The sequence below is a fragment of the Extibacter muris genome, from assembly GCF_004345005.1.
GTDB lineage: Bacteria > Bacillota > Clostridia > Lachnospirales > Lachnospiraceae > Extibacter > Extibacter muris.
In genome coordinates this window covers 299,770-326,603 of record NZ_SMMX01000003.1, presented here as the reverse complement: position 1 = coordinate 326,603, position 26,834 = coordinate 299,770, and the positions used below count along the sequence as shown (strand labels likewise).

The following is a 26,834-nucleotide window of genomic DNA, read 5'->3' as shown; positions in this document are numbered from 1 at the left end:
GCTCTCCCAATTTCCCATTACAAAAAATTTTCGTTTTGCCTTTATCTCGCTCTCAACCTCCCCTCATTGTTGATTATGATATTCACATTAGGATAAAAGGATAGAATGGTAGAAGTATAAACGGCACAAAAAGCAGACTTTTTGTGCCGTATGTGTTATCATTTACTATAGGATAAATTTGGATAAAAACAGCGGTTTTAAACTTAAATCAGTACAAAAAACTTAAGTTTAGAAGTGGCGTAGAAAGTCTACTTTTTATGCCTTTTGTTGTTGATAACGGGCTATCCACCTCGCAAATGTTGTGTGATGGGTATTTAGTCGTCGTCCACCCTCACGCATACTGATTTCACCAGTTTCCCACAGTTGATAAATTTCTTCAAATTGTTCTGGGAAATCATGCTTTGGTCGGCCAAATTGCACGCCTTTTTCCTTTGCGATACGTATTCCTTCCGCTTGTTAGACCTTGATATGTGAGGTTTACCACAAAAGCAAAATGCCCGAATAGCTGATAAAACGGGGCTATTCGGACATTTGAGAAGATATAAAAAGATAGTCAAAAAGACATATATAATTTAGTTCCAACTGAATTATTTATTCTTTAGGTACGATATCCTCAATATGAGGATGAGCATCAATCCTGTACATATGATAAACAATGCTATATTGGCACCGTCGCCGGTGGGCGGCGCATCTGTTTTCTTCACAACCGGCCTGGCCTGCTCTTTCACCTCTGTATAGCACAGGGCATATATAGAGAAGCCGTCTGTCTCAAATGTAAGGCTTTCCCTGTCATCCTCAAGGTTTACAGGCAGTTCTCCAAACTGGCCGTCATGCTCCCTGTATAGATGGTATTCATAGTTTCCTCTGATTTCCTGTGGTATTGCAAGTTTAATCCGTATAGGATTGTCCAGCTTTGAAATGGCTTCTTCCGTCTGGCCGTCATGGTTCTGCATGCTTCTTGTCATACTGGCGTCGAAGTAATATATATCTGCCTCACTGCCCGCCAGGCTCTGAAACTCCTGATTCTGTCGTGCGTCCAGCTGCGCTGCCTGTAAAGGGCTCAGGTTCAGCAGCAGGTTTACTGTTTCGCCACTGTTATATCCGGACAGATCTACTGCCTCTAACAATTTGTCCCTGTCCGAATCGGCCTGTATGCCTCCGGTACAATTTACGGAAGCATTCAGCGCGGTAACAGTTATCTCAAATTGTAATGTATTTCCCGCCTTATCTTTACAGGACAGCTGATAGATTCCACCGGACGATACCTGGAAGCTGCACGTATATGTGCCGTCCTTCTCCCGGATCTGCGCAGCCACCGCCGCCATGCCCGGGTCCTGTATCCGGATGGTCGCCGGATCTATCCCGCTTGTCGCGTCGTCCAGGCTTATCCCGCCTCCGGATACCCCGCCGTTCCTGAGAACCAGATGATCTTCCCTGCTGTCCGCATTCGGGGCCGTACTGTCTACCATGATTGTCTTGGTGACGGACGGTGAGATATTCCCTGCCTCATCCTCCAGCCAGATCTCCACATGCCATATCCCGTCTTCTTTTATGGAAGGCTGGTTCCCGTTTCCCACGGTCTCTTCTCTGGCGGAATCAGGGTCATCTCCTTCCTTCCATATCTTATAGTGATATTCCTTCTTTATATCTCCAGGCGCGGGTACCGGGTTTTCCAGGTTGATGACGATATCGTTATCCGTATACCACCCATCCGGGTCTGCCGGCTTTCCATCCTCGTTATCCGGATCGCCCCCCTATGGTTATCTTGTCATTGATTTCTTCTTCGCTTGGAGGAGCCGGCCCGTCTGTCTGTATCTTGTTTACAAGAATCTCCTCATTTAATTCATTGCCTGCCTTATCTTCTGCATATACGATATATTGGCGCTGCCTGATGTTCGGAACGTGTATACGCCGCCTTTTTCCGTAAATGTAATCTCTTCGGACCCCTTTGGTATCTTGACGCTCGATGCCGCCAGACCGCTCAGATCGTCCTTCAAAGAAAAGGATATCTCCGCTTCCTCTGTCTGCCACTCTGTCGGATTACCCTGCAGATCTACGACTTCCGGGGCTTTGGGATCGCTCTTGAAGGAATCCTTCTTTACAGATGTAATCCGTCCGGTCGATGACTTAACAAGCTGGATGTCCACCTCCTACTCTTCCCCATTGATAGTGATACTGTCCGCCGTACCGCTTCCGGTCTTCAGCTTGTCATAGTCTCCCGCCGGCGCGATGGCCATTAGGCTTCTGTACCATCCATCCTTGCCCTGCGTTCCGGCCACCTTATATGATATGGCGCCTTTCCTCCTCTTGTTTTAGGCCTGAGGCTGGTCCGGTATGATAATCGCGGCGATAAAATATGCAAGAATGCCGGTACCTGTGCAGGCAAGCAGGACGAGCCCCAGCCTGATAAGCGTCGGGTCAACGTTGAAGTATTCTGCAATGCCTCCGCATACGCCGCAGATCATACGGCTCTGCCTTGAACGATATAGTCTCTTTGTCTCCATAGTCAATTCCTCCTTCTTCAATATCTATTCATTATTGTCGTATCTGTCTAATAAAAGTCCACGCTTACCTTGCCTATTCCACAGCCGATATTCATCTCTTTACCCGAAGCGTGTTCGATGGCCTTTTTGGAGCCCAGTCCGGTAAACTGCTCTTCTCCTACGTCCACCTGGCCGATACCGCATTTGATATAATAGCTGTAATCTTCCATCTTCGCGTTGACATCCAGGTCAACCTCGCCTATGCCGCAGTCGATATCCAATTCCCAGTCTGCCAGCCCCGTTGCCGTAATCTTTCCTGCCCCGCAGTCCAGGCTTGCCTCGCCTGCATGGAAGCTGCTGACTTCGGCCGCGCCGGCCCCTACTTCTATATCAAGGCTGTTGGCCAAGATGTCTTCCACATACAGATATCCCGCTCCCACTTCAAAGCTCACATCATCAAATCCGTATCCTTTTGGCACGAACAGATATATGGTACCTATATGTTTCCCTCCATTTATTCCCCATATGTGCTTTTTTGTCTCAATCTTCAGCTCTCCGTCTTCTACGTAGTACTTAAGCTTCAGACGGGAATCGACGCCCGATGTCTCAATCTTGATATCATCCGAATCCGACTGCAGCACCTGCAGTTCTCCGCCGGATATGTGGGCATCTATTTCATGAATCTGCATATTGGCAAATGTCTGGCTCTCGTCTGATTCACCGGTATATGTGTCTTTGCCGTGATGCCATTCGCTGTCTTTCACGATACTGAATCCATTAGGGAACCGATCCTCTATCGCCTCAGCCGTGACGCCAAGTGCCATTGCCGTTATGCAGCACGCAAAACCAGCCACCGCAATAACTGCACATGTTATCCAGAATATCTTCCACCCTCTTCTCATAACTTACGCCACCGCCTTTCCCTGAAATGGTCTTCTAAATATCCATACGATTCCTCTTATGATGCCCGGGAAAACGATAATGCAAAGCCTTATCGCGCCTACTGTCGCAATCGTTCCTATAACAGCCAGCAAAAGCCCTGTGCCGACAAGTGCCAGGCCTACTGCAAGTGCCGGCACGAGATTGCCGAGTCCGATACAGAATAATGATATTCCTGCTATTACGACTGCGATAGATGCAATCACAAGTGCGATAAAAATGAGAAACAAGGCAAACACACATGACACTACTGCTAATGTAATTCCGATTGCAACCGGTATGACAACCGGGGCTCCAACGATGATAATCGCGATAATGAGGATTATCTTCAATGTCCGGTTCGTCCTTGGCGGCTCCTGTCCTCCGTACGTATATCCTTCCCTTCCGGCGGGCACATCTTTCTGTTCAAATCTTGTATCCGAATATCCGTTCTCGCTGAACTCTCCCTCGGCATCTCCGCCTCCGCTGAGGCCGGCTTTTATTGTTGCCGCAACCTTTTCCGGGCTCCCGAGCTCTTCTATGACTCTCTGCTCGTTCTCCTCGCCCGCATCATCAAAGTAATCATTGTAATACTTCATCGCCTCCCTGCGCTCCTCCACCGGAACATCCTGTAATAATGCGGCCAATTCTGTCATATATTCAATGCGATTCATGCCGTAGCACCTCCCTCAAACAATTCATTAATCTTATTGGAATAATTCTTCCATTCACCTCTATACAGATTCAGCTGGGCCATCCCTTTCTCCGTAACTTTATAGTAACGTCTGTTCCTGCCGTCAAACTGCTGATCGTACACTTCCAGGCATTCGTCCTTCTGCAGTCTCCTGAGCACCGGATATAGTGTGGATTCAGACACATCAATCGCCTGCCGCACATCCTGGGTAATCTTATATCCGTAAGTCCCCTCTTTTTCTCTGGACACGACTGCAAGGACAATTGCGTCTAAAAGAGCTGCTCCGGTGTTAAATACCATATTATCACCTCTCTGTGTGTAAATTTATAATATTATGTAAGTTTCAATATTATTTTTATATCCATATTATATGCCGCATAATATAATTTGTCAACACATATTATATTTTTTAGTAAATTAGACGCGGGCGGGGAGCCGGGTGGCATCTGCTCCGATGCGTCCGAGGCTCCCCGCCCGCTATCTACTTTACTAACAAGGGCGAGGACGGCTATGTTACGTTACTGGCCAGCATAAAGCAACTGGCTGCGTCAGTTGAATAATAAAATGTAACAAGCATCATATATGCAGCACAGAGAGCAAATTGGTCGTTGTTAAGCGTTTGCAGCCAGGCGTACACGCCGTTGCTGCAAGAAGAGCCGGAACCAGGTAGGGGATGTCATCTCAGCATCCTCGTACCTGATTCCGGCTCTTCTTCATTATGTTATTACCAACCAAGGTTATCAACTTGCTTTGCCTTATATCAATATATTAACACAACCAAAGCACTTCCATCAACCAGCAGTGCCACACAGCCACCTCCGCCCGTGCCAGTAAAGTAGATAGCCGCTGGGGAGGTATGGGGCAGATGCGCAGGTCTAAGCGGAAGGGACGGAGAATCCTCACCAGATTCCTTTGCCCGTGGGGTGAGAGCCGCTATCGGCGACCCCCCCCCACAGGCTTAGGAATCTGTGTGATAGTCGCAGTTCCCGGACGCATCGCAGCATCTGCCCCATACCTCCCCAGCGGCGCCTCCTTTACCTAAACCTCTATCTCCTCCTGCAGCGTAAAGGAATAGATGATCTTCTCTTTTACGTGCTTACCGGTCACCTGTTCCAGCGCCCTGGCATAATAGTCAAGCTGTGCATGGTACTTTTCCTTCAGCTCTTGGGCGCTTTTTACCTTGTCCGTCTTATAGTCCAGCACGACGAGGCCATCCTCTTCTTCAAAGTACACGTCTATGATCCCCTGTACCAGTATCAGCTCTCCCTCCGCCTCGTCCGGATACATCTCCCTTGCATCCACGCCGAGCACGAATGGCTGCTCCTTGTAGAGCTTCTGATTCTCCGATGCGCTGCGCATGCGTATCCCCGCGCTGCTGCCCAGGAATCGGAGGATATCGTCCGTACGGATACAATCGGCCATATCCTGCGTCAGCTTTCCTTCACTTCTGAATCTTGCAATCTCTTCTCCAAGCAAAGTGCCGTCATAGTCTTCTGCAAAGTCGAGCAGTTCCAGAAGCCTGTGGTAAGCCGTACCTCTTGATGCCCCGCTCAGCTCTTCCTCCTCCTTCAGAAATTGCGGGATGAGGGGGACCACCTCTTCCTCTTCATATAATATTCCGCCGGCCTCTTCTTCCATATAAGCCCTCTTCTTAAGCTCGGAGACTGTAAACTTCAATTTCTGGTTCTGGCTCAGGCTGTACGGATATTCATAGGAAAATTGTTCCTCAATGAGCTCCTTCATCTGCAAGTCATAGACTTGCCCGGTATCCCATCGCCTCAGCATTTCTGCCGTGAACCGGCTCTTTACATACTCTCCTGCCGACTCTCTTACGAGATCCTCTGCTGATATCCGTTCTATGTTGACAGGAATATCCTCTGTCTTTCTTATCATCGCAGGAAGAATCCAGTCAAGGCAGCTGCCAGCCCGCACAAGACGGGTGAACGATAGCGGCCGCTCTTTCCGTCGGGCCGTAAGTCCATATGAATCCAGCTTTCTCCCGGCATCTTTCACCGTTCCTGTCATGATCAGCTTCTCCTTTGCCCTCGTCAGCGCGACGTAAAGCACTCTGAGCTCTTCACCGAGGCTGTCCAGCATCTCCTCTTTCTGGATGACCCGTTTGAGCAGGCTCGGACTCTTTGTCCGCAACTCCGTATCTACGGCATCCAGCCCTGCTCCGAGCCTTGCATGGAGCACGACACTGCTTCTGGCATCCATCATATTAAACTGCTTTCCCATGCCCGAAACGAAGACAATCGGAAATTCCAGCCCTTTGCTCTTGTGTATCGTCATGATCCGGACCGTATCGGACTGTTCATCTTCCAGGCTGGCTTCTCCATAATCCACATCATACTTCTGCAGCTGTTCGATGTATCTGATAAAATGGAACAGGCCTTTATAGCTGGTCGATTCAAATGCCCTCGCTTTTTCGACCAGCATCTGCAGATTCGCTTTCCTCTGCTCCCCGCCGGGCATGGCAGTTACATATTCTTCATATCCCGTCTCCTTCAGCACCATGAGAAGCAGCTCGTGTATCGGCGTGTAGGGTACCTTTCTGCGGAACTGCTCCATCCTGTCCAGACACTCTTTCAGCCTGCTCCCCGCCGCCGCATCTTCCTGCGCTGCATAAGCGGATACGGCCTCATGGAAAGGCAGGTCCGAGGCCCGATTCTTAATATCGGCCATCTCCTCATCCGACAGCCCTAAGAACGGTGATTTCAATACCGCTGCAAGAGGAATATCCTGCTTCCTGTTGTTCAGCACGCGCAGATAATCAAGCAGGACACCTATTTCCTGCGTCTCAAAATACCCCTCTTTTGTTCCGGCATATGTCGGGATCCCTTCTTTGTTCAGCACTTCGGAGAACACGTCGCTGAACCCCTTCACACTTCTGGTAAGGATCACGATATCGGAATATCTCGCTTTACGGCTCTTTCCAGAGGCCTTATCCCGTACAGTCTGGGTCTCCAGCAGCCTCCGTATCCTTGCTGCGATAGCCCTGGCTTCCAGCTCCCTGTCCGATGGCGGAACCATCTTCTTTTCCGTAGCCTTGTCACCCATGTATAAGGCAGGATCCGTATCAATCAGAAGAACCTCCGTATCATTCCCGCCTTTTTCTCTGCTCTCCTCAAAACTGGCACCGGCATAAAGCGCCGCCTCGTCGTCGTACATGATTCCGCCAAGCGCGGGAGTCATGATCTGTTCAAATATATAGTTGACACTTTCAAGGACTTCCTTGCGGCTCCGGAAGTTCTTGTGCAGATCGATCCTCTGCCTTTCGCTGTCCCCTGTATCGTACGTATGGAACTTCTCCATGAAAAGCTCCGGCCTGGAGAGCCGGAAACGATAGATGCTCTGCTTGACATCTCCCACCATAAAGACATTATTTCTTCCCTGCGATACGGTAGATACGCTAGTGAGTATGGTCTCCTGTATCAGGTTGCTGTCCTGATATTCATCAATCATGATCTCCCGGAACCGCTGCTGATACTCCCTTGCCACTGCGGTCGGCTCAAAGCCGCCTTCCACTTTGTCTGCCAGTATTCTGAGCGCGTACTGCTCCATATCGCTGAAATCGATCATATTCTGGGCCCGCTTCTGTTCTTCAAACCTGCACGCAAACTTGTTCACAAGCGAAGCCAGTATGGACATGGCCTGCCTGCACAGTGCCATGTCATCCAGGGCCCCATCCGCATCCTGGTAAAAATACTGGCCGCACAAATCATTTACCGTCTTCTTCACCTCGTCCCGGGCTGCCTTGACAAGAGCTGCCTTCTCTTCTGACACTGTCTTGTCCCTGTTTGCCCTAAGCTTCGTCCATCTTACATTTCCCGCAGCCTCATACAGCTCCCTATAAGATCCGGCTGCAAGAAATACGTTGACCATCTCCCGGTCTGCAAGAAGCGCCTCCTCATAGGCCGACGGCCCGTCCGGCTCCCGGCACACGTCAAGCGCTTCGTCTATAAGGGCTGCGGCATCTGACATGCAGAGCATGGCCTGCTTCCTGATAAGCTCCATGCATCTGCTGCTTTCCAGCTCTTCTTCATCCTTCATATCATAAGCATCTACGCAGGAGGCAAGCCAGCCTTCCGCATCCGGATAGCTCCTGGAATATTCATACAGTTTGAGGACGAGCTCCTCTATCTTCCTGTCATCTCTCCCTCCTCCGTATGCCTCCACCAACTCCAGGAACGCTCTGCTTCCTTCCTGGTAGCTTTCTTCCAGAACCTGGCCCAGGACATCGTGCTTCATCAGTTTCAGTTCTCCCTCTTCCCCCACGCGGAACCCAGGGTCTATATCAATTGCATGGAAATGGTCCCGTATGACCGACAGGCAGAAGCTGTGGATTGTCGTGATCTGGGCACTGTGGATCAATGTCGCCTGCGTCTTGAGATGCTCGTTCGTATCATCGTCCTCCAGCTTCTGCTCAATTGCGTCCCGGATACGTTCCTTCATCTCCGCGGCTGCCGCTTCTGTGAAGGTAACGATGAGGAGGCTGTCTACAGATACCGGGTGCTTCACATCCGTGAGCATGGCGATGATCCGTTCCACAAGAACCGCGGTCTTGCCCGATCCAGCCGCGGCTGATACAAGGATATTCCTGTCCCGCAAGTCTCTGACTTTCCGTTGTTCTTCTGTCCACGCTACACTCATGGCCTGGTGTCTCCTTTCTCCGTCCTCATGGCCTCAATGGCCTCCTCTTTGCTCATCTTATCCAGCTCCCTGTATGCATAGCCGGGCACTTTGACATCGAACCCGCACACATGGCGGTAGGCACAGTAATCGCACCCGGATTCCTGCCCTTTCCTGTAAGGCCGTACCGCAGTGCCGCCATCCGTAATCTCCCGGTGCACATCAGCCACTTTACGGACCGCATATTCCATCAGTGTACGGAAATCTTCTTCCGGAACCGTCTTAGACCCCCTCGCAAGGCTGCCGTTTTTATTATATTTTACCGGTATGGCAAGTGATTCTCCTGACCGGTCCCTGTCCAGATGGGAGAGCACTTCCTCTTCCTCGTTGATGACCCCGTCCGGTTTCAGTTCCTTAAGGACCGCCTCCATCCGCTCTTCTTTCCCCGCTGCCTTTTCCACAATAGGATCCTGGATACGGTAATAGAATACTCCGGCCGGCACGACTTCTTTATCCGGATTTTTCCTCTGTTCCAGCTTTACCGCGGCATCCATATATACCATAAGCTGGAGCTGCAGGCCTTCGTAGAGGGCCACTACGTCAAATGCCTTCATGCCTGTCTTATAATCCAGGACCTTCACATATATCTTGTCGTCATCTTCACACGTATCCACCCGGTCAATCTTGCCGTTGGCAAATCTAAGTTCATAGCCGGCCGGTTTAAAATCGCCGGCGGACAACTGTCTGGTCAATGCCCATATGGTCCGAAACAGCATCTGTTTCATCCGTCCTACCATATATTCGTTGCGGGCGGAACTGTACAGCACAGAATTGCCGTAATCTGCAACCGCCTCTTCGACACTTCGCTCTATCCATTCCCGCTGCTCTTCCTCCCGGATATCCGTCCAGCTTCTCCCCGTTCCCTCAACGAGCTTTGAATACTTCTCAAGCGCGCTGTGGCATACATTGCCCAGATCCACCGCCTGGAACTCGTACTCCTGCCTCTCGGCAAGCCCAAGGCCGTATGCAAGAAAATGGGCGAACGCACAGGTGGAATACCGCTCCATCCTTGTGATACTGTCCTCAAACGTATCCCCATATAGCCGTCTGGCCGCCTCTTTGGTGAGCCCGTCCATAGAATAGGCGTAAAATGCGGCATCAATCAGCCGGTCCAGACGTCTCTGCCATTTCGGGCTCCTCCGGTACCATGAGAAGAGTTCTTTCCAGCCTGGATCCGCCTGGATCCGTGCATTGCCGATACCCTCGATGAGCCTCGCCACAGCAGTCTCTTCCGTCATCTCCTGCTCAGGAAGCTGTCTCCCTTCTTCATCCTCTACGGACAGCTGCGGAAAAAGGCGCCTCAGCTCCTGAATCAGATACGATGGCCTGCTGCTCTTGCCATCAGACGACACCTTGCTGTAATATACTTCCAGAGAATCCGACGGTTTTGTCAGATTCATATACAGATAGAACTTCTGGATGTATGCTTTCTCCTTGCTGCCTGGAGATAATGGGAGCTTCTCTCTGGAAAACTGCTGCCGGTCATGCTCCGACAGAAGGCCTCCCTGACCGAGCGCGCCCGGAAGATAAGAATCGTTTGCGCCGACAAAGAACAGAACCTTTATATCTTTGAGTCTTGTACGCTCCACGTCACCTGCCACCACCTGGTCCGGGCTCGGCGGTATGACGCCGACTCTTGCCTCCTCAAGCCCGGCATCCAGAAGCTTAATATATTCTTCCAGGCTGACGGTCTCATCTCCGAGCAATGTTACGAACTTGTCAAACAAATCCAGCACGATACGGTATACCTGCGCGTATTCTCTTGCCAGTGCAAGCTCACCGCTGTTCTGGAATTCCTCTTCCTGCCGCTTCAGCTTGACCTGCAGATCCTCCTGTACCATGAACTCATAGACTGCCATCGTGATGTCCCGGACCGTTTTCCTTCTCTGACGCAGTACATAGCAGAAGCCGTCCACTTTCTCTACAAATGCTGTCCGGGAATGGTTCAGCCGTTCCAGCTCCTCTTCCTTCATACCTTTCGTCCTTCGGATCCATTTTTCCTGCCATTTTTTATAGCCTTTGATGCCGAGGCCTATCACATAGTTCTCAAGGTCATCAATATCCTCGCCGGTAAATCCCGCAAGATCCGTGCGCAGAAAGCGGAACACGCTCTCATAGCTGAATCTCTGCTGGACCATATTGAGCAGGCTCCTGACATATTCGACAAAGGAGTTCAGCAGGATGCTGCGCTTGTGGTCCATGAAGACCGGAATATCGTACAGGTCAAAAGCCTGTTCCAGATAGTCGCCGTAGATGTTCATATCGCTTGCGATAACACCCACTTCACGGTATCTGTATCCCTTCGTCCGCACAAGATTCCGCACGCGTCCGGCCACAGCCAGCGCCTCCTCCCTCGGATTTCTTGCCACATGCACAGACACTGCACTCTGTGCACTGGTGTAGGAATGCCGTCCATAGCGGAACAGACTGCGTTCCAGATATGCCATGGCGTCATTACCGCGGAAACGGGGCAGAGGCCTGCCATACAGGCAGACCGGTTCATTCATCTCTATCGAGGATTCGCGGGCGATCCGCACAAGGGAAGCGACCATCTGCTTGCTGATTGCAAACAGCTGGTACGGATGGCTATATACATAAGGATCCTCCCTGTCATCCATCGTGACCGTGACGACAACTTCCCTGCAGCAGCGCAGGAGTTCAAGCAGCAGCCGGTTCTGCACTGGTGTAAAGCCAGTAAATCCGTCCAGCACCACCGTACTGCCCTTCAAAAGCTCCGACTGTCCGGCCACCCGGCTCAAGACATCCAGCAACTCCTCTTTCGTTATATATCTCTCCTCCAGATATTCGGAGAAGCCTTTATAAAGCAGGCTGATATCCTTAAGCTTATAATAGAGCCTGGAATCCTTTCCTGCAGTCTCCATCACCTTTTCAAGCTCTTCCTCCCCGATGTCGTACTGGGTGAATTCCGAGATGACAGATTTGACTTCGCTGATATACCCAAGCTTCTTCATGTTCCCTTTCAGCACTTTGAGCCTGTCCTCATACTTGCCTGCGATACGGCGCAGGATAAGGTTCTTCCCCTCGTCATCGAGCACAGGCAGCTCCCCTCCCCCTGTCTCCTCGAACACACGGTAGGCCAGGCGGCCGAAGCTTAAGACATCTATATTCATAATTCCTTTGCTGGGATGCATACTGACAAGATCCTTCTGTGTCTGCATGGTAAACTGCTCCGGCACAAGGACCAGGAATTTCTGTTCCGGATAATGCTGAGACTCCTCTATGACACGTTCATAGAGATAGGTTGATTTCCCCGAACCTGACGGCCCGAATATAAATTGTAAAGGCATAGGTCTTTCCTCCTATGCCTTAGTATACTATACGCTTCTTAATTTTTCTACAAATTCGTTGCTGAGGGTAATCTTTGCCACATAGAACACGTCGCCGGTCATATACACGTTCCAGTCCGCCTCTACTTCTACCTGAAGCTCTCCTCCCGGCATGTGGACGATCACTTTATTATTCGTCATCCCGAGCTTATACGCGACACCCGCGGCGGCACAGGCGCCGGTACCGGATGCGAGCGTGTACCCTGCTCCTCTTTCATATATCTCTATCGCTATATTTTCCTTATCGATGACCTGCATGATCTGCGTATTGATACGGTTCGGGAAGTATCTGGCAATCTCCGCGTAGTCGCCAATCTTGCATACGAGCGGCTTCGATATCTCCCTCATCGGGATAACGCAGTGCGGGTTGCCGATAGAAACGCATGTTACCGGATAGAGCGTCCTGCCAAAGACCATATCCTCATTGATGACTTCCCGCCGCTCTCCGGTTACCGGAATATCATCGCTGTAGAAGGACAGCTTTCCCATAGACACGCGGAGACGGCTGCCGTCCTCATTTAAAAAGGCTACCTCGACCGGGCCATGCTCTGTAAACAGCTTGAAATGCTTCTTCTGCACATACCCCGCGTCCTTCAGGTATTTGGCAAAGATACGCACGCCGTTGCCGCTCGTCTCAGATTCGCTCCCGTCCGGGTTCCAGACCTTTACGAACATGCCTTCGTCCTTCATAACCGGCCCTTCCAGGACGCCGTCTGAACCAAGCCCCGCATTCCTGTCGCAGATCATACGGACATTTTCCGGCGTAAGTTCCAGTTCATTCTTATTCGGGTCGAACACCACATAATCATTCCCGAGTCCATGGTATCTTTCCAGCACAACTTTCATTCTCGTTACCTCCATAACATACCGTCTTCATGTATCTCCGATTGCTCAGAGTCTGCATCATATGTATATCATAACAGGCATTATTTTCAAATTCAATACAAATAATGCTTACTGTATTGCAAATAATGCCCTGTTCCGCTAAAATTATTCCAGAAGGAGGGCGAACGATGGGCGAATATGAAAAACGTGGATACCTGAACAGCGAATTTAGGCTGTTCCACCTGACCGACACGGAGACGAAAGAGGTAGAGTACCATTACCATGAGTTCGACAAGATCACCATCTTCATACACGGCCGCGTCAATTATATGGTCGAGGGCAGAACTTACGAGCTGAAGCCATATGATATCGTACTCGTTAAGCACAACGATATCCACCGTCTTGTCGTGGACAACCGATATCCGTATGAGCGTATCATCGTCTATATCTCTCCAAACTTTATGGATGCATATAAGACTGAAGAATACGATTTGAGCTGCTGCTTCCAGAAAGCAGAAAAAGCAGGCTCTAACGTCCTGCGTATCCCTTCTCTTAAGAAGAGCTCCCTGTTCAGATCCATCACCCGCCTGGAACGTTCCTTTTCGGACGGCGCGTATGCCGCGGCACTTTACCGCCAGGTGCTCTTCCTTGAATTCATGATCCACCTCAACCGGGCTGCACTGTCCAACCGGCTGGAATTCATCGACACGGATGCCTGCAATCCGAAGGTCATCGATATCCTCGAATATATCAACGGACACCTTACGGATGAACTTAACATCAATGCCATTGCGGAGACGTTCTACATAAGCAGATATTATATGATGCGCCTGTTCAAGCAGGAAACCGGCTTCACGATAGGAAGCTACATCTCACAGAAACGGCTTCTGCTTGGCAGAGAGCTTATAGCGTCCGGCACCTCTGCCGCACAGGCTGCCTATGAGTGCGGCTTTAAAGATTACTCCACTTTCCAGCGCGCCTATAAGGCCTTGTTCAAAGAATCCCCAAGAGATACGCTTCTAACCCTGCCATAGACTGATACCGGGACATATGCGCTCACAAAGATACCGTCTTCCCTGTATTCCTCTGCCATCAGCTCTCCGTACTTCCGTATGAGCTGGAGCTTAGCCGCTTCATTATAAGGGTATAGCTGTTCGATCAGCACCTTCTGGCCTCGAAGCACAGCTTCTATCATCTCTTTCAGCTCCGCCAGGCCTTCTTTCGTCCTGGCGGAAATCCGTACCGTATAATCAGCCTGGAAATCGCGCACCGTCTGCTGCGCTTCATCTTTGTCCTGCTTGTTGAATATGGTAATGACCGGCTTATCTTTGATGCCCAGGCTGCGCAGCGTCTCATAGACGATATGCATCTGTTCATCCATCTGAGGGTTGGCCGCGTCCACCACATGCAGTATCATATCCGCGTATTTTGCCTCCTCCAGTGTGCTGCGGAAAGCTTCTATGAGATGGTGGGGAAGCTTCCTGATGAATCCTACCGTATCTGTAAGAAGGATAGACTGCTTGCTCGGGAGCTTCAGTTCACGGGTCGTCGGATCCAGTGTGGCAAACAGCTTGTCTTCCTCCAGTATATCTGCACCTGTAAGTGCATTCAACAGAGACGATTTGCCCGCATTCGTATACCCGACGATAGCGGCCACCGGCACCTGGTTTCTGCTGCGCTGCTCTCTCGTAACTTCACGATGGCGCTTGACATCTTTTAGTTCCCTCTTCAGCTGGGCTATCCTTCCCTTGATAAGGCGTCGGTCCATCTCCAGCTTCTTTTCTCCCGGCCCTCTCGTTCCGATTCCGCCTCCGAGCCTTGACAGAGACTTCCCGAACCCCGTCAGCCTGGACTGGCGGTACCCAAGCTGTGCAAGCTCAACCTGTATCTTACCCTCGCTGGTAGATGCCCTGGACGCAAAAATGTCCAGAATCACCAATGTCCGGTCCATGACCTTAACATCCAGTTCATCCTGGAGATTTCCCAACTGAGCCGGTGACAGTTCGTCATCGCAGATGATACCTGTCGCCTCTGTCTCCCATATCAGATCCTTCAGTTCGGTAAGCTTCCCTTTTCCAATATAAGTGGCAGGGTGCATCTGCTCCCTGCTCTGGATGACACGCCCGGCCGTCTCCGCCCCTGCCGTGGCTGCCAGTTCTGCCAGCTCATCCAGTGATTTTCTTGTATCGTCCTGGTCCGACGTGCTGACACCGACCAGGATCACTCGTTCTTTTTCTTCTTTTAAATCTATCATATGCCTCACTGTCTCGTCTCTAAAAACTCGGCCTCTTTCTGTGCCTTCTCATCGTCAGGATACTCTGCAATATACTCTTTCAGCTTCGCCCTTGCGCTTTCCCAATCCCCGGACTGCTCAAAAGCGGCAATCATGTTGAACTTGACTTCTCTTATGAGCCCCTTGTCTGCATCTTCAGCCGAGAGCGCCAGCCTGTAATAGCTGAGAGCTCCCTGCGGATTATCAAGCTCCATCTCGCAGCTGCCGAGCAGGTTGTATATGGCTGCCGTCTTTTCTGCTTTGCTTTCGATAGCATGTTTGAATGCATCGCGGGCGCCTTCATAGTCCTTCTGCTCCCACTTGGCCATGCCGATGCCCCTGTAGGCTTCTCCCACGTTCTGACCGGCCTCTACCGCCTGTTCAAACTGTTCCACCGCCTCTTTATATTTTCCCTTTTCGAGGTATTCTACTCCTTCTTTTGTATCGTTATTCACGCACCCTGTCAGTGCGGCGCTCAATGCCACCACAGACAGGAGGGCCGCATATCTCTTCATATTTCCTCCTATACCGTGTATCTGACTACCCATACCGCATTCAGGATAGCCGCGAACATCACTCCGAGTTCTGCAAGAATCGCTTCCCACATCCCGAAATAGCCCACAGCCGCCAGCAGAAGAATCACTATCTTCACGCCTACTGAAAATGCTATATTCTGGCTTACTACCCTGAGCGTCTCCTTGGAGATACGGATAGCATCCTTTATTCTTATAAGTTCGTCTTCCATGAGAACAACATCCGCCGCCTCAATAGCTGCTGCCGAGCCCAGGGCGCCCATGGCAATCCCCACGTCCGCACGGGCCAGAATCGGAGCATCATTGATGCCGTCCCCGACGCATACGAGCTTTTCCATCTTATCCTGCAGACCGAGGAAGTCCTCTATCTGTTCCAGCTTCTCTTCCGGCATCAGATCCGTATAAGCATAATCCATATCCAGCGCTTCGGCAACTTCCATTCCTGAAGCTTCATTGTCCCCTGTCAGCATCACAAGTACCGCCCGGCACTTTTCCTTCAGGTACTGCATGAGCGGGCCCGCGTCTTCCTTCACTGAATCTGCGATGACTATGTAACCCGCATATTTCTTATCCGCCACGAGATAGATTACGGTTCCCGGACGTCTTATCCTGCTGCGTTCTATATTCTGCTTCTCCAGCATCCGGTAATTGCCGATGTGCACACGCTTCCCGTCATACGTGGCACTGATACCGAAGCCGGGGGCTTCTTTGACTCTCCGCACCCGTGATTTGTCCAGCCTGCCGTCATATGCAGCGAGCAGGGACTGTGCAATCGGATGGTTGGAATAGCTCTCTACATGGGCCGCCATCTCCAGAAGCTCCTCTTCTGTCATGCCCTCTGCTTTTATCTCTTTGACGTTAAAGACGCCTTCTGTCAGTGTCCCCGTCTTATCAAATATAAATGTATCCGCCTTCGCCAGAAACTCCAGGTAATTTCCTCCTTTTACGACGATACCCTGACGGGCCGCAGATGCGATACCGGCAAGAAAAGCGAGCGGTATGGACAGGACCAGTCCGCATGGGCACGCCACGACAAGGAAGATCAGGCCTCTGTATATCCACGTGTCCCAGTTGCCGTAAGAGAATGTCAGTGATGGATATATCATGATGAAAAGGGCACATACGATCATCACCGGCGTGTACACCCTTGAAAACTTCGTGACGAACGTCTCGCTCTCGGCCTTGTTATTCTGCGCCTCTTCCACCATCTCCATCACTTTGGACACCGTAGAGTTCTGGTAGATGCGGCTCACTCTTGCTTCGATGACGCCACTCAGGTTGATGCAGCCTCCGTATATCTCATCCCCTGGCTCTACCGTCTGAGGCATGTACTCTCCTGTCAGCGCCTTCGTATCCACCGTAGATGTCCCTGCGGTGACGACAGCATCGACCGGGATCCTCTCCCCCGGCTTGACGATGATGATATGTCTCAGCTTGAGTTCCGACGGATCCACCCTCGTCTCTTTGCCGCGCACTTTCCTCGTCGCATACCCGGGCCGTATGTCGATCATCTGCTCGATGGATCGCTTGGCACTGTCCGTCGACACTGCCTCGAACATCATCCCGAGCTCGAACAATAGCATGACAAGCACACCCTCCGTATATCTCTGTACCCCGAACGCCCCTACCGTCGCCAGGATAATCAGCAGATACTCGGAGAATATCTCTCTTTTCATCAGATTGTCAGCAAGCTGGCGGAAAGCATCAAAGCCTATCACAAGATATGCCGTCAAAAACAATATGAACTTCACCCAGTCAGACAATGTATACTGTATCGTCGCCGCAACAGCGCAAATGTATATAAACACGCCTGAACCATATATTAAAAGTCTCTGTTTCAATTGCCTGGTCATTCCACTTTCCTTTTTTGTATATATATGTTGTCTACTCCGTAATATGCTCCATTCCCTGACTAATAATTGTCTGTATATGCCCATCCGCCAGCGAGTAATACACCGTCTTGCCGTCCCTGCGGTTCTTCACAAGCTTCGCCTGCTTCAGTACACGAAGCTGATGCGAGATGGCAGACTGCGTCATCTCCAGCACCTCTGCCAGATCGCAGACACACATCTCCGATTCCAGAAGCACGCATAAGATGCGGATCCTCGTGGCATCTGCAAACACTTTATAGAAATCAGCCAGTTCTTTCATTCTCTCCTGCGGAGGCATCTGCCTGCTTACTCTGTCAATCACATCATCGTGGATGCAGACTGCCTCGCAGCATTCAGCTTCTGGTTTCCTCATTTATTCCGTCCTTTCATATCATATGAATATCCGTTCACTTGTTAATTATGCAACATGGGACATCCCTTTTCAACCATTTTACTAAAATGACACCAAAATTAACATTTTTGTAATCTCGGTGTCATCTTTCTCTATTAATATCCTTCACTTATCGAACTGCTGTTATTCCATCATCACACCCGTTTATACAAGATACGGATAGAATTCAGTACGCAGAGCATGGCTACCCCCGTATCTGCGAATACCGCCATCCACATATTCGCCATACCGGCAAACCCGAGTACCATGATCAGCAGTTTCAGCGCCAAGGCAAACGTAACATTTTGCATCGCGATTCTTCCTGTCGCGTTGGCTATGCCGATGGATTCTGGTATCGCCGTCACGGAGGATGTCATAAACACGACATCGGCCGCCTCTATCGCCGCGTCCGCACCGCTTCCCATCGCGGCGCCTACATCGGCGCCGGCCAGTACCGGAGCATCATTGATGCCGTCTCCGACAAACATGACAGGCCCATGTTCTTGGCGTATCCTCTTTAGTTCGTGAAGCTTATCCTCCGGCAGAAGCTGTGCATGCACCTCGTCGATTCCAGTCATATCAGCCACGGCCGCCGCACTGTCTCTGGCATCTCCGGTAAGCATAGCTGTCACCAGATTCCTGCCTTTGAGCATGCCGATAGCTTCTCTGGCCTCCTCCTTGACTACGTCTGCAATGACGAGCCATCCTGCCAGCTCCCCGCTTACGGCTACGAGGACTTCCGTCCCGTACCCCTTCTTCCTGTACGCCACAGTATCTACTCCATGCATCTCCATCAGCGCCTTATTTCCACAGAGCACTTCACCGTCACGGAATACGGCACGCACACCTTTACCGGATATTTCTTCTGACTTCTCCGGTCTTATGAGCTCCAGCTTCATCTCCCGCGCCGCTTTCACGATGCTGCTTCCAATCGGATGGGAGGAGTCGAGTTCGCAGTCAGCCGCCATCGTAAGCACCTGCTTCTCGGTAAACCGGCCTACAGCAGTCGCCTGCTGTACTTCAAAACTGCCTTTGGTAATCGTACCTGTCTTATCCATGACGATAGCTTTCACGCTTTTCAGCGCCTCGATTGCCACTCCGCCCTTGAACAGTATCCCGCGCCGGGAGCCAGCTCCAATGCCCGAGAAGAATGCAAGTGGAACGCTGAGTACGAGTGCACACGGACAGCTGATTACAAGGAAGGTGATGGCCGTATATACCCAGTGGTTCCAGTCTCCGGTTATAAGCGACGGTATGATAGCCGTCGCCACAGCTGCTGCCACTACTATCGGAGTATACACTCTCGCAAATTTGGTGATGAATTTATCAATCTTCGGCTTGCTGGCCGCCGCGTTCTCAACGGAATCCAGAATTCTTGACACCATAGATTCACTCAATGGCTTTTCGACCCTTACCTTTAGTACGCCCTGCTCATTGACACATCCCGATATAACTTCCATCCCCGGCTTTACGCTTACCGGTACAGGTTCTCCAGTTACCGGAGATGTATCGATGCGGCTCTCTCCTTCCTCCACGCGCCCGTCCAGCGGTATACGGTCACCCGGCCGTACAAGAATCAAGTCACCGGCTTCTGCTTCCCCGGCCGGTATCACGTCAACCGCTTCACCATGTACCAGATTGACGACCTCAGGCCTTAAGTCCACCGCATCCATAATCTGGGAGCGGCTTCGCTCTACCGCAATATGCTCGAACAATTCACCGACCCGGTAGAACAGCATGACTCCGACCGCTTCTGCGAAATCCCCGATGGCAAATGCGGCCAGGGTAGCCACGCTCATAAGAAAGTTCTCATCAAACACATGCCCTTTAGAAAGGTTCTTCACCGCTGTAAATACAATCCCACATCCGAGCAGTATATAAGCGATGATAAATGCCGCCGAGGCAATCATCGGATTGGAGGCGGTCCGTTCCAGCATCTCTCCTGCGACGAACAGGATGGCTCCCCCTGCGATAGCAAGGACGTCCGCCCTGTTATCCACGAAAAATCCGGCATGTTCCTGTCGCGGCTGTCTCTGCACCTCGTCTCTCGGGGTGACGGTCACTTCACTTTCTATAGAACGGCATATTTCCCGGAATCTCGGAAGCAGCTTCTCCTGTTCTCTGGCTGCCACCTTCAGCTGCTTTGTCGCATAAGTGATGGTCGCCATCTCTACTTCCGGCATCTTTCGTATCTCTTGTTCCATCTTGGCCGCACAGTTTGCACAGCTCAGGTTCTTCAGTATATATACTTTCTGTGGCACATCTTGGCCCACATGGGCGAATTCACGGCCTGTATGCACCACTTCCTCGTGATGATGGCCATGGCACTCATCATGGCCGCTGCACGCATGGTCGTGGATGTAGGGTTCTTCGTCTATATGTTCGTGATGGTCATTATATGCATGCGTATGTTCTTGGCTGTGGTCATGACGGTGTCCATCATGGCATTCCTGCCCGTCATCGCCGTGATGAGCATGGCCGCATCCACATCCGCAAACATCCAATGCTTTTCTCTCAACTGCTGACATAACTAATCCTCCTGAACATTTTAAAATGGCATTAATTGTTTTTATGAACATATGAACAATCATTCATATGTTATGCTTTAATATAACCACACATCTGTATGAATGTCAATAGATTTTTAAAACTTTCCTAGTCGTACATGCATTTCTGATATTCCCCGTATTCTGCTTGAACAGAGTAGCAAGCTATGTTAATATACGTGTACAACTCAAACATTCTGATTTATCTAATTCATCTACGGCAGATCGCCGTACCTATCCGATGTTTGTAGCAATTTTTTCATGTGAAGGAGGGATGCCTATGTGGCTGTTCTTTTGTTTTCCGTCTGTTTACCGTGGATAAAGTATGATAAAATGAAGGAGAACCATATGAACAAAAGACAAAAGCTGATACCATTAAACAAACTGAACCTTACGGACCGTGTGCGAGGAAGAGCCGGGATGCGTCCTCGAAGACGGAGCGCCCCGGATCTTCCTGAACACCCGTGGAACGAATGATGATGAGGTCTCACAGGAGCTGGCGGAATTCCTGCACTATGTGGAGCATACGACGGACGAGGCGGCGGAACATGCCGGGAGCGAACGCATCCGCCGCATCCACGGCCGGGTCCGGAAGGTACGCAATAGTGAAGAAGTCGGGGTGAAGTATATGCAGGCATGGGAAGAGAAATACTATGAGAAAGAAGAGGCAAGGAAAAAGGGGCTGCAGGAAGGTTTACAAGAAGGTTTACAGAATGGTGCCCGGAATAAATTAAAAGACCTGGTCAGAAAGAAGCTTGAAAGAGGGAAGACTGTCGAAGAAATCGCCGATGCTCTGGAAGAGACTGAAGAGGTGATCCAGGAGCTCATTCAGGAACTTAAATGAAGTGGCTGCGGGGTGAGAGCCGCTATCGGCGAACACTCCACAGGCTTAGGAATCTGTGTGATAGTAGCAGTTCCCGGACGCATCGCAGCATCTGTCCCATACCTCTCCATCGGCGTCTACATTACTTAAATTCAGAGGACACCGAGATATTTTCCAACCATCTCGAACTCATCTGCATAGATACAGTTCTTAAGCGTACCATCAGCAATCCTTTTCATGCATTCTTCGTAGTCTATCCATATTACCTCCTCAACCTCGGATTCCTGCAGCTGCAGTTTATCGGCCTGTACCGGCCTGCTGTACACATAGACGGCGCTCAGCTCATCATCCTTGAACGGCTTGCCGTAGAACACATCTTCAAAGCCTCCGTGGTGGATGCCGACGTATTGAAGCTCCTCTTCCTCTGCTATGATTCCAAGCTCTTCTGCAAGCTCCCGGACCGCAGAGGGGAGGTAATCGTCCCCCGCTGGAAGATGGCCGGCGGCAGAGATATCATAATAGCCGGGATTTGAGTCTTTGCATGCGCTTCTCTTCTGAAGCAGCACATCATATCCGCTTTTGTCATTCTCCCGTACGACCCATATGTGGGCTGTTGCGTGAAGGCTTCCCTCCCGATGGACGATGCCCCGCTCTCTTACGATTCCGGACGGACTTCCGTCCGGGTTACGGACGTCGAACAGTTCCATCGGCCTGCCGTCAAGAGAAGCCGATACGAGCTTGTCATGTCCGTCGTACACGAGCTTTAGCGAAAAGAACTGTTCCCGTTCATCCATGAGCCGGAAAAAAATCTTATCGCCTTCCCATATGTTCAGGCTCCATACGTCATCAATATCAACCCATGCAAGCTCGCCTTCATCACAAGGTACCGGCTCGCCTTCAAAACCGTCTGCGGTAAACAGGGACATGTACTCTGTCACACCGTTTCCTGACACGAAAGTGACGATACCACGGAATCTGTAAGATGTCAGCGTATAGCCCGTCTCCTCCCGCACTTCCCTGAGCAGGCATTCCTCAGGGCTTTCATCTGTCTCGAAATGCCCGCCAACGCCAATCCACTTGTCTTTGTTGACATCATTTTTCTTCACCGTCCTGTGAAGCATCAGATATTTGCCATCACGTTCCATGTAGCAAAGCGTACTCAGACTTGTCATCTCTGTTCCCTTTCTGTCTCCTGCCTGATTTTGAAGCGTTTGTAGATAATCAGCCCTAACGATACGACAGCGATTATCCCTGCCAGCACCTGGGACACCGGCCGTCCCACGCCCGGAAGCAGCAGCTGGTCGGTGCGCAGACCCTCGATCCAGGCCCGTCCGACACCATATCCGAGCAGGTAGATGAGGAACACTTCACCGTCGAACTTTTTATACTTGCGGTATATGAGCATGATGACAAGCACCATCAGGCACCAGAGCGACTCATATAAAAAAGTAGGATGTACCTGTATATATGAGACGCCGTCAACCTGTTCCATATGCTTGCGCATAAGTTCCGTAATATCCGAGCCCCGCACAGCATCAACCGGCAGCTTCATGGCTAACAGGTTGTTCGTATATTCCCCGAATGCCTCCCTGTTGAAAAAGTTGCCCCATCGGCCAATCATCTGCCCTGCCACAAGGCCAAGCCCCGCGGTATCAAATATAAGAGGAGCCGACATCTTTTTAATACGGGCGTATATGATTACCGTGATGACGGCTGCAATCACGCCTCCGTATATGGCAAGCCCGCCTTGCCTCGTGTTGAAGATGCTGAGCAGGTCGTCCTTATACATATCCCATGAAAATATGACATAATAGATCCTGGCCCCGATAATGGAAAATATGACGGCATAGATGGCCAGATCGAAATAGTCTTCCGAATTCTGCCCGCTCCGCTTCGCTTCGGCGGCAGCAATAAATATGCCTGCCAGTATCCCCAGACCGATAAGCATACCGTAATAAGTTATATCAAATCCAAATACCGTTATGTGGTCTCCGACAGACTTCAGATGAATTCCAATATTAGGAAAGTCAATCGTCCTGTGCATTTATAATCCCCTCTTCCTTTTATACATTAAACCGGAACAACATGATATCTCCGTCCTTGACAACGTAATCTTTTCCTTCCAGCCTGACCAGCCCTTTTTCTTTGGCTGCCGCATGGCTCTTGCATGCCATCAGGTCATCGTAGGAGACTACCTCGGCGCGGATGAACCCTCGTTCAAAATCCGTGTGGATCTTGCCTGCCGCCTGAGGCGCTTTTGTCCCTTCCGTTATCGTCCAGGCCCGCACTTCCGGCTCTCCTGCCGTCAGATAGCTGATCAGGCCAAGGAGCCTGTAGCTTGCTTTTATCAATTTTTCGAGGCCGGATTCTTCCAGTCCAAGCTCCTCGAGAAACATCTTCTTTTCCTCGTCATCCAGCTCTGCTATCTCCTGCTCTATCTGGGCACAGACGACGAATACCTCGCTCTCTTCTTTTGAGGCGTACTCGCGGACCGCCTGGACTCCCGCATTGGCGGCCCCGTCGTCCGCAAGGTCGTCTTCTGCCACATTCCCAGCATATATGACAGGCTTGTAAGTGAGCAGATTATAGCTCTTCAGCCACTCCTCCTCTTCGTCATCCTCTGCGCCGTCAAATGTCTTAGCCAGCCTGTTATCTTCCAGATGCGCCTTTATCTTCTCCAGAAGCACAAGCTCTTTTGCTGCCGATTTGTCATTTCTGGCGACCTTCGCCGTCTTGGATATCCTTCTCTCCAGAATCTCCAGGTCAGAAAAGATAAGCTCCAGATTGATCGTCTCAATATCCCGCAGAGGATCTATATTTCCGTCAACATGTACGATATTGCCGTCCTCAAAGCAGCGGACAACGTGCACGATAGCATCCACTTCGCGTATATTCGCGAGGAACTGGTTGCCAAGCCCCTCTCCTTTGGAAGCTCCTTTGACAAGTCCTGCGATGTCTACAAACTCTATGGCAGCCGGAATGATCTTCTTCGTGTGGTACATCTCCCCAAGCACGCTCAGCCTCTCGTCCGGCACTGTCACGACCCCTACATTCGGGTCGATCGTGCAGAATGGGTAGTTGGCCGATTCTGCTCCTGCCTTTGTCAATGAATTAAATAATGTACTCTTTCCGACATTAGGTAATCCTACAATTCCTAACTTCATCTGTCATGTCCTCTCTTTGCATATATTTTTAAGAGGGGCCTGACCCCTCCTTTAAAGGGTCAGGCCCCTTTGCTGTCTCTTGTCTCCATAAGTATGACCGTGCCGCCGCCAAACTCGATTACCACTTCCTCCGCGTCTATCTGATTGCTGACGCAAAGGCTGTCATACGGAGTCAGCGTATGGTCCTTCAACGGATATTTTGCTCCGGTAATGTTAAAACCATACACGGTTTCGCCAAGCGGAAACACGGAAAAGTAAGGCCCGTACGCCTCTTCCTTTTTCAGATGCGTCTCACCGCCGATAAGGCTGATCCGGTTCTGCGTATCAATAATATATGCTTTGACGCCGGCTTTGAAAGGTACGGCAAGCGTCTGCACATTAGCCCACAGATGGTCGATCCGTCCGCCGGTAGCCCCAAGGATAATCAGCTCTTTCCCTCCGAGCGTCATGGCAAGCCTCACGGCAATCTCTGTATCAGACGCATCCTTCACCGGGTTGAATTCTCTTACCGGCACATTCGTCTGCGTGCGGTAATACTCTGCTATCCCAGGGTTTACACTGTCGAAGTCCCCAACGATATAATCCGGCGCGATCTGGTGGCTATACAGGAATTCCATCCCCTTATCCACACCTATCACATAGCTGCCGCTCTCTTCGTCCAGATAGGATAATGCCAGCTGTTCATTAAGTTCACCGCCGCTCACAATCACAATCTTCTTACTCATAGCTTTTTAATATCTCCATAAATTCCCTTGTATTCTTTTCCGGGTCTCCTTTGAATATGGCGGAACCGGCAACGATTATGTTCGCGCCGGCATCCAGCACTTCACGCACATTGCTCAGATAGATGCCGCCGTCCACCTGGATGTCCAGCTCCCTGCCCTGTGCCACTGCCATGTTCCGGATGTCTCTGATCTTAGTGAGAGACTCGGGAATAAACTTCTGTCCTCCGAATCCAGGATGCACGCTCATCACGAGCAGCATGTCGATGTCCGGGATATACTCTTCGACCGCACAGACCCCGGTCTCCGGGCAGATGGACAGACCTGCCTTCATCCCGCACTCTTTGATCTTCTTAAGTGTCGCACCTACGTCTTCACATGCCTCCAGATGGACCGTCACGATATCAGCTCCCGCATCCCTGAAATCCTCGACATACCTCACGGGCTCCTGTACCATAAGATGCGCGTCCATCACCTGCTCTGTCACCTCATGGATAGACTTAAGGACCGGCATGCCAAATGAGATGCTCGGCACAAACATTCCGTCCATCACATCAAAGTGCAGATATCTTGCCCCATTGTCCGCCGTTCGCCTCATCTCTTCGCCCAGCACGGCAAAGTCGGCCGCCAGAATTGACGGCGCCAGAATATAATCCATAAATCAGTACCTCCTCTTATTCTTCAGTTCCTCATACATTTCCATATAACTTTTATAGCGGACCTTGTGGATAAGCCCCCTTTCCAGAGCCTCCTTTACACCACAGCCCGGCTCATGGATATGGTCGCATCCGTGAAACCGGCATGTCCCTTCAAAAGGAGCAAACTCTGGAAAATACTGTTTCAGCTTCTCTTTATCAAAATCATTCACATACAGGGAACTAAAGCCAGGGGTGTCCATGATATAAGCATCATCCCCCACCGGAAACAGCTCTGTATGCCTGGTCGTATGTTTCCCCCTTTCTATCTTGCTGCTGATTGCCCCGGTCTCCATATTCGCCTCCGGCTGCAGTATATTGATAATAGAGGACTTTCCTACTCCTGACGGTCCTGCAATCGCCGTCGTCCTGCCCTTCAGCACTTCCCGCAGCTGGTCCAGGTTCTGCCCGGACCGTGCGCTTGTGAACAGAAGCGGGCAGCCGCACCTTGCATATATCTCTTTCAGCTCTTTGACCTGAGGATCCGTCGCGATATCTTCCTTGTTGAAGCAGAGGATGACCGGTATGTCCTTGCTCTGCATCATCACCAGGAACCTGTCCAGCAGGTTAAAATGCGGACTCGGCCGGGTAATGGCGAAGACGACCAGCGCCTGATCGATATTGGCCACGGCCGGCCTTACCAGTTCATTGCATCGGGGATATACCGTCTCAATGTTACCCGTCTTTTCCTGCCCGTTCAGGATTTCTATCTCTACGTCATCTCCTACAAGAGGCTTAATCTTCTCTTTCCGGAAGATGCCTTTCGCCTTACACTCATAAACACCGGATTCTACTACGTGAACGTAGTAGAATCCGGCAATTCCTTTTAATATCTTTCCTCTCATGCTCTTCCTTGTC

General features: G+C 50.7%; 23 protein-coding genes. 2 read left to right on the top strand and 21 right to left on the bottom strand.

What is annotated here, in order from left to right; all coding sequences use genetic code 11:
* Nucleotides 1-587 precede the first annotated feature (587 nt).
* The 10 genes from E1963_RS05285 to dapF form a co-directional block, all read right to left on the bottom strand.
* The gene (locus tag E1963_RS05285) at nt 588-1,577 is read right to left on the bottom strand and encodes a hypothetical protein (protein ID WP_132276030.1); all 990 of its coding nucleotides are present in this window, start codon (nt 1,575-1,577) and stop codon (nt 588-590) included.
* Between the two features lie 261 nt (nt 1,578-1,838).
* The gene (locus tag E1963_RS05280) at nt 1,839-2,147 is read right to left on the bottom strand and encodes a hypothetical protein (protein ID WP_132276028.1); all 309 of its coding nucleotides are present in this window, start codon (nt 2,145-2,147) and stop codon (nt 1,839-1,841) included.
* A gap of 3 nt (nt 2,148-2,150) precedes the next feature.
* Nucleotides 2,151-2,279 (bottom strand): hypothetical protein, encoded by a 129-nt coding sequence (locus E1963_RS21250; protein WP_262200463.1) that lies wholly within the window; start codon nt 2,277-2,279, stop codon nt 2,151-2,153.
* A 33-nt stretch (nt 2,280-2,312) separates the two neighbouring features.
* Entirely contained in the window at nt 2,313-2,504 is a 192-nt protein-coding gene (locus E1963_RS05275; RefSeq protein WP_066573824.1) for a PspC domain-containing protein, read from the bottom strand.
* A 47-nt stretch (nt 2,505-2,551) separates the two neighbouring features.
* A complete protein-coding gene (locus tag E1963_RS05270) occupies nt 2,552-3,385 on the bottom strand; it encodes a DUF4097 family beta strand repeat-containing protein (protein ID WP_132276026.1) in 834 nt (277 codons plus the stop codon).
* Between the two features lie 3 nt (nt 3,386-3,388).
* On the bottom strand, nt 3,389-4,075 hold the full coding sequence (locus E1963_RS05265; RefSeq protein ID WP_132276024.1) for a DUF1700 domain-containing protein: 687 nt from the start codon (nt 4,073-4,075) through the stop codon (nt 3,389-3,391).
* Nucleotides 4,072-4,395 (bottom strand): PadR family transcriptional regulator, encoded by a 324-nt coding sequence (locus E1963_RS05260; protein WP_066573817.1) that lies wholly within the window; start codon nt 4,393-4,395, stop codon nt 4,072-4,074. Before E1963_RS05260 ends, E1963_RS05265 begins: the two co-directional genes overlap by 4 nt.
* Before the next feature lie 738 nt (nt 4,396-5,133).
* Nucleotides 5,134-8,748, bottom strand: coding sequence for a helicase-exonuclease AddAB subunit AddA (gene addA / locus E1963_RS05255; RefSeq protein WP_132276022.1), 3,615 nt, complete (start codon nt 8,746-8,748; stop codon nt 5,134-5,136).
* Nucleotides 8,745-12,095, bottom strand: a complete 3,351-nt coding sequence (locus E1963_RS05250) for a PD-(D/E)XK nuclease family protein (RefSeq protein WP_132276020.1) — start codon at nt 12,093-12,095, stop codon at nt 8,745-8,747. Before E1963_RS05250 ends, addA begins: the two co-directional genes overlap by 4 nt.
* Before the next feature lie 27 nt (nt 12,096-12,122).
* On the bottom strand, nt 12,123-12,980 hold the full coding sequence (dapF, locus tag E1963_RS05245) for a diaminopimelate epimerase (RefSeq protein ID WP_066573789.1): 858 nt from the start codon (nt 12,978-12,980) through the stop codon (nt 12,123-12,125).
* A 167-nt stretch (nt 12,981-13,147) separates the two neighbouring features.
* On the opposite strand from dapF, the gene E1963_RS05240 reads away from it, so the two are divergent.
* Entirely contained in the window at nt 13,148-13,993 is an 846-nt protein-coding gene (locus E1963_RS05240; RefSeq protein WP_132276018.1) for an AraC family transcriptional regulator, read from the top strand.
* On the opposite strand, the gene hflX is transcribed toward E1963_RS05240, so the two are convergent.
* From hflX to E1963_RS05215, 5 genes are all read right to left on the bottom strand, one after another.
* On the bottom strand, nt 13,939-15,213 hold the full coding sequence (gene hflX / locus E1963_RS05235) for a GTPase HflX (protein ID WP_132276016.1): 1,275 nt from the start codon (nt 15,211-15,213) through the stop codon (nt 13,939-13,941). The two genes, E1963_RS05240 and hflX, sit on opposite strands and share 55 nt — an antisense overlap.
* Nucleotides 15,214-15,218: 5 nt before the next feature.
* Nucleotides 15,219-15,746, bottom strand: coding sequence for a tetratricopeptide repeat protein (locus E1963_RS05230; RefSeq protein WP_132276014.1), 528 nt, complete (start codon nt 15,744-15,746; stop codon nt 15,219-15,221).
* 8 nt (nt 15,747-15,754) lie between these two features.
* Nucleotides 15,755-17,572 (bottom strand): heavy metal translocating P-type ATPase, encoded by a 1,818-nt coding sequence (locus tag E1963_RS05225; protein ID WP_243117581.1) that lies wholly within the window; start codon nt 17,570-17,572, stop codon nt 15,755-15,757.
* Between the two features lie 76 nt (nt 17,573-17,648).
* Nucleotides 17,649-18,008: an ArsR/SmtB family transcription factor gene (locus E1963_RS05220; protein WP_066573773.1), complete on the bottom strand. Its 360-nt coding sequence runs from the start codon at nt 18,006-18,008 to the stop codon at nt 17,649-17,651.
* A gap of 173 nt (nt 18,009-18,181) precedes the next feature.
* A complete protein-coding gene (locus tag E1963_RS05215) occupies nt 18,182-20,554 on the bottom strand; it encodes a heavy metal translocating P-type ATPase (protein WP_243117580.1) in 2,373 nt (790 codons plus the stop codon).
* A 418-nt stretch (nt 20,555-20,972) separates the two neighbouring features.
* Between E1963_RS05215 and E1963_RS05210 the strand changes: the two genes are divergently transcribed.
* A complete protein-coding gene (locus E1963_RS05210; RefSeq protein ID WP_243117579.1) occupies nt 20,973-21,416 on the top strand; it encodes a hypothetical protein in 444 nt (147 codons plus the stop codon).
* Nucleotides 21,417-21,547: 131 nt separating this feature from the next.
* Here the strand turns inward: E1963_RS05210 and E1963_RS05205 are convergent, their stop codons facing one another.
* The 6 genes from E1963_RS05205 to rsgA are packed head-to-tail and all read right to left on the bottom strand — an operon-like array spanning nt 21,548 to nt 26,821.
* A complete protein-coding gene (locus E1963_RS05205; protein WP_132276010.1) occupies nt 21,548-22,567 on the bottom strand; it encodes an NUDIX domain-containing protein in 1,020 nt (339 codons plus the stop codon).
* A complete protein-coding gene (lgt, locus tag E1963_RS05200) occupies nt 22,564-23,439 on the bottom strand; it encodes a prolipoprotein diacylglyceryl transferase (RefSeq protein ID WP_132276008.1) in 876 nt (291 codons plus the stop codon). The genes E1963_RS05205 and lgt overlap by 4 nt, the downstream gene beginning before the upstream one ends.
* A 19-nt stretch (nt 23,440-23,458) precedes the next feature.
* Nucleotides 23,459-24,559, bottom strand: a complete 1,101-nt coding sequence (ychF, locus tag E1963_RS05195; protein ID WP_132276006.1) for a redox-regulated ATPase YchF — start codon at nt 24,557-24,559, stop codon at nt 23,459-23,461.
* 59 nt (nt 24,560-24,618) lie between these two features.
* On the bottom strand, nt 24,619-25,284 hold the full coding sequence (locus E1963_RS05190; protein ID WP_132276004.1) for a thiamine diphosphokinase: 666 nt from the start codon (nt 25,282-25,284) through the stop codon (nt 24,619-24,621).
* A complete protein-coding gene (gene rpe, locus E1963_RS05185) occupies nt 25,277-25,939 on the bottom strand; it encodes a ribulose-phosphate 3-epimerase (RefSeq protein ID WP_132276002.1) in 663 nt (220 codons plus the stop codon). Before rpe ends, E1963_RS05190 begins: the two co-directional genes overlap by 8 nt.
* A gap of 3 nt (nt 25,940-25,942) precedes the next feature.
* The gene (gene rsgA, locus E1963_RS05180; RefSeq protein WP_132276000.1) at nt 25,943-26,821 is read right to left on the bottom strand and encodes a ribosome small subunit-dependent GTPase A; all 879 of its coding nucleotides are present in this window, start codon (nt 26,819-26,821) and stop codon (nt 25,943-25,945) included.
* Nucleotides 26,822-26,834: the final 13 nt, after the last annotated feature.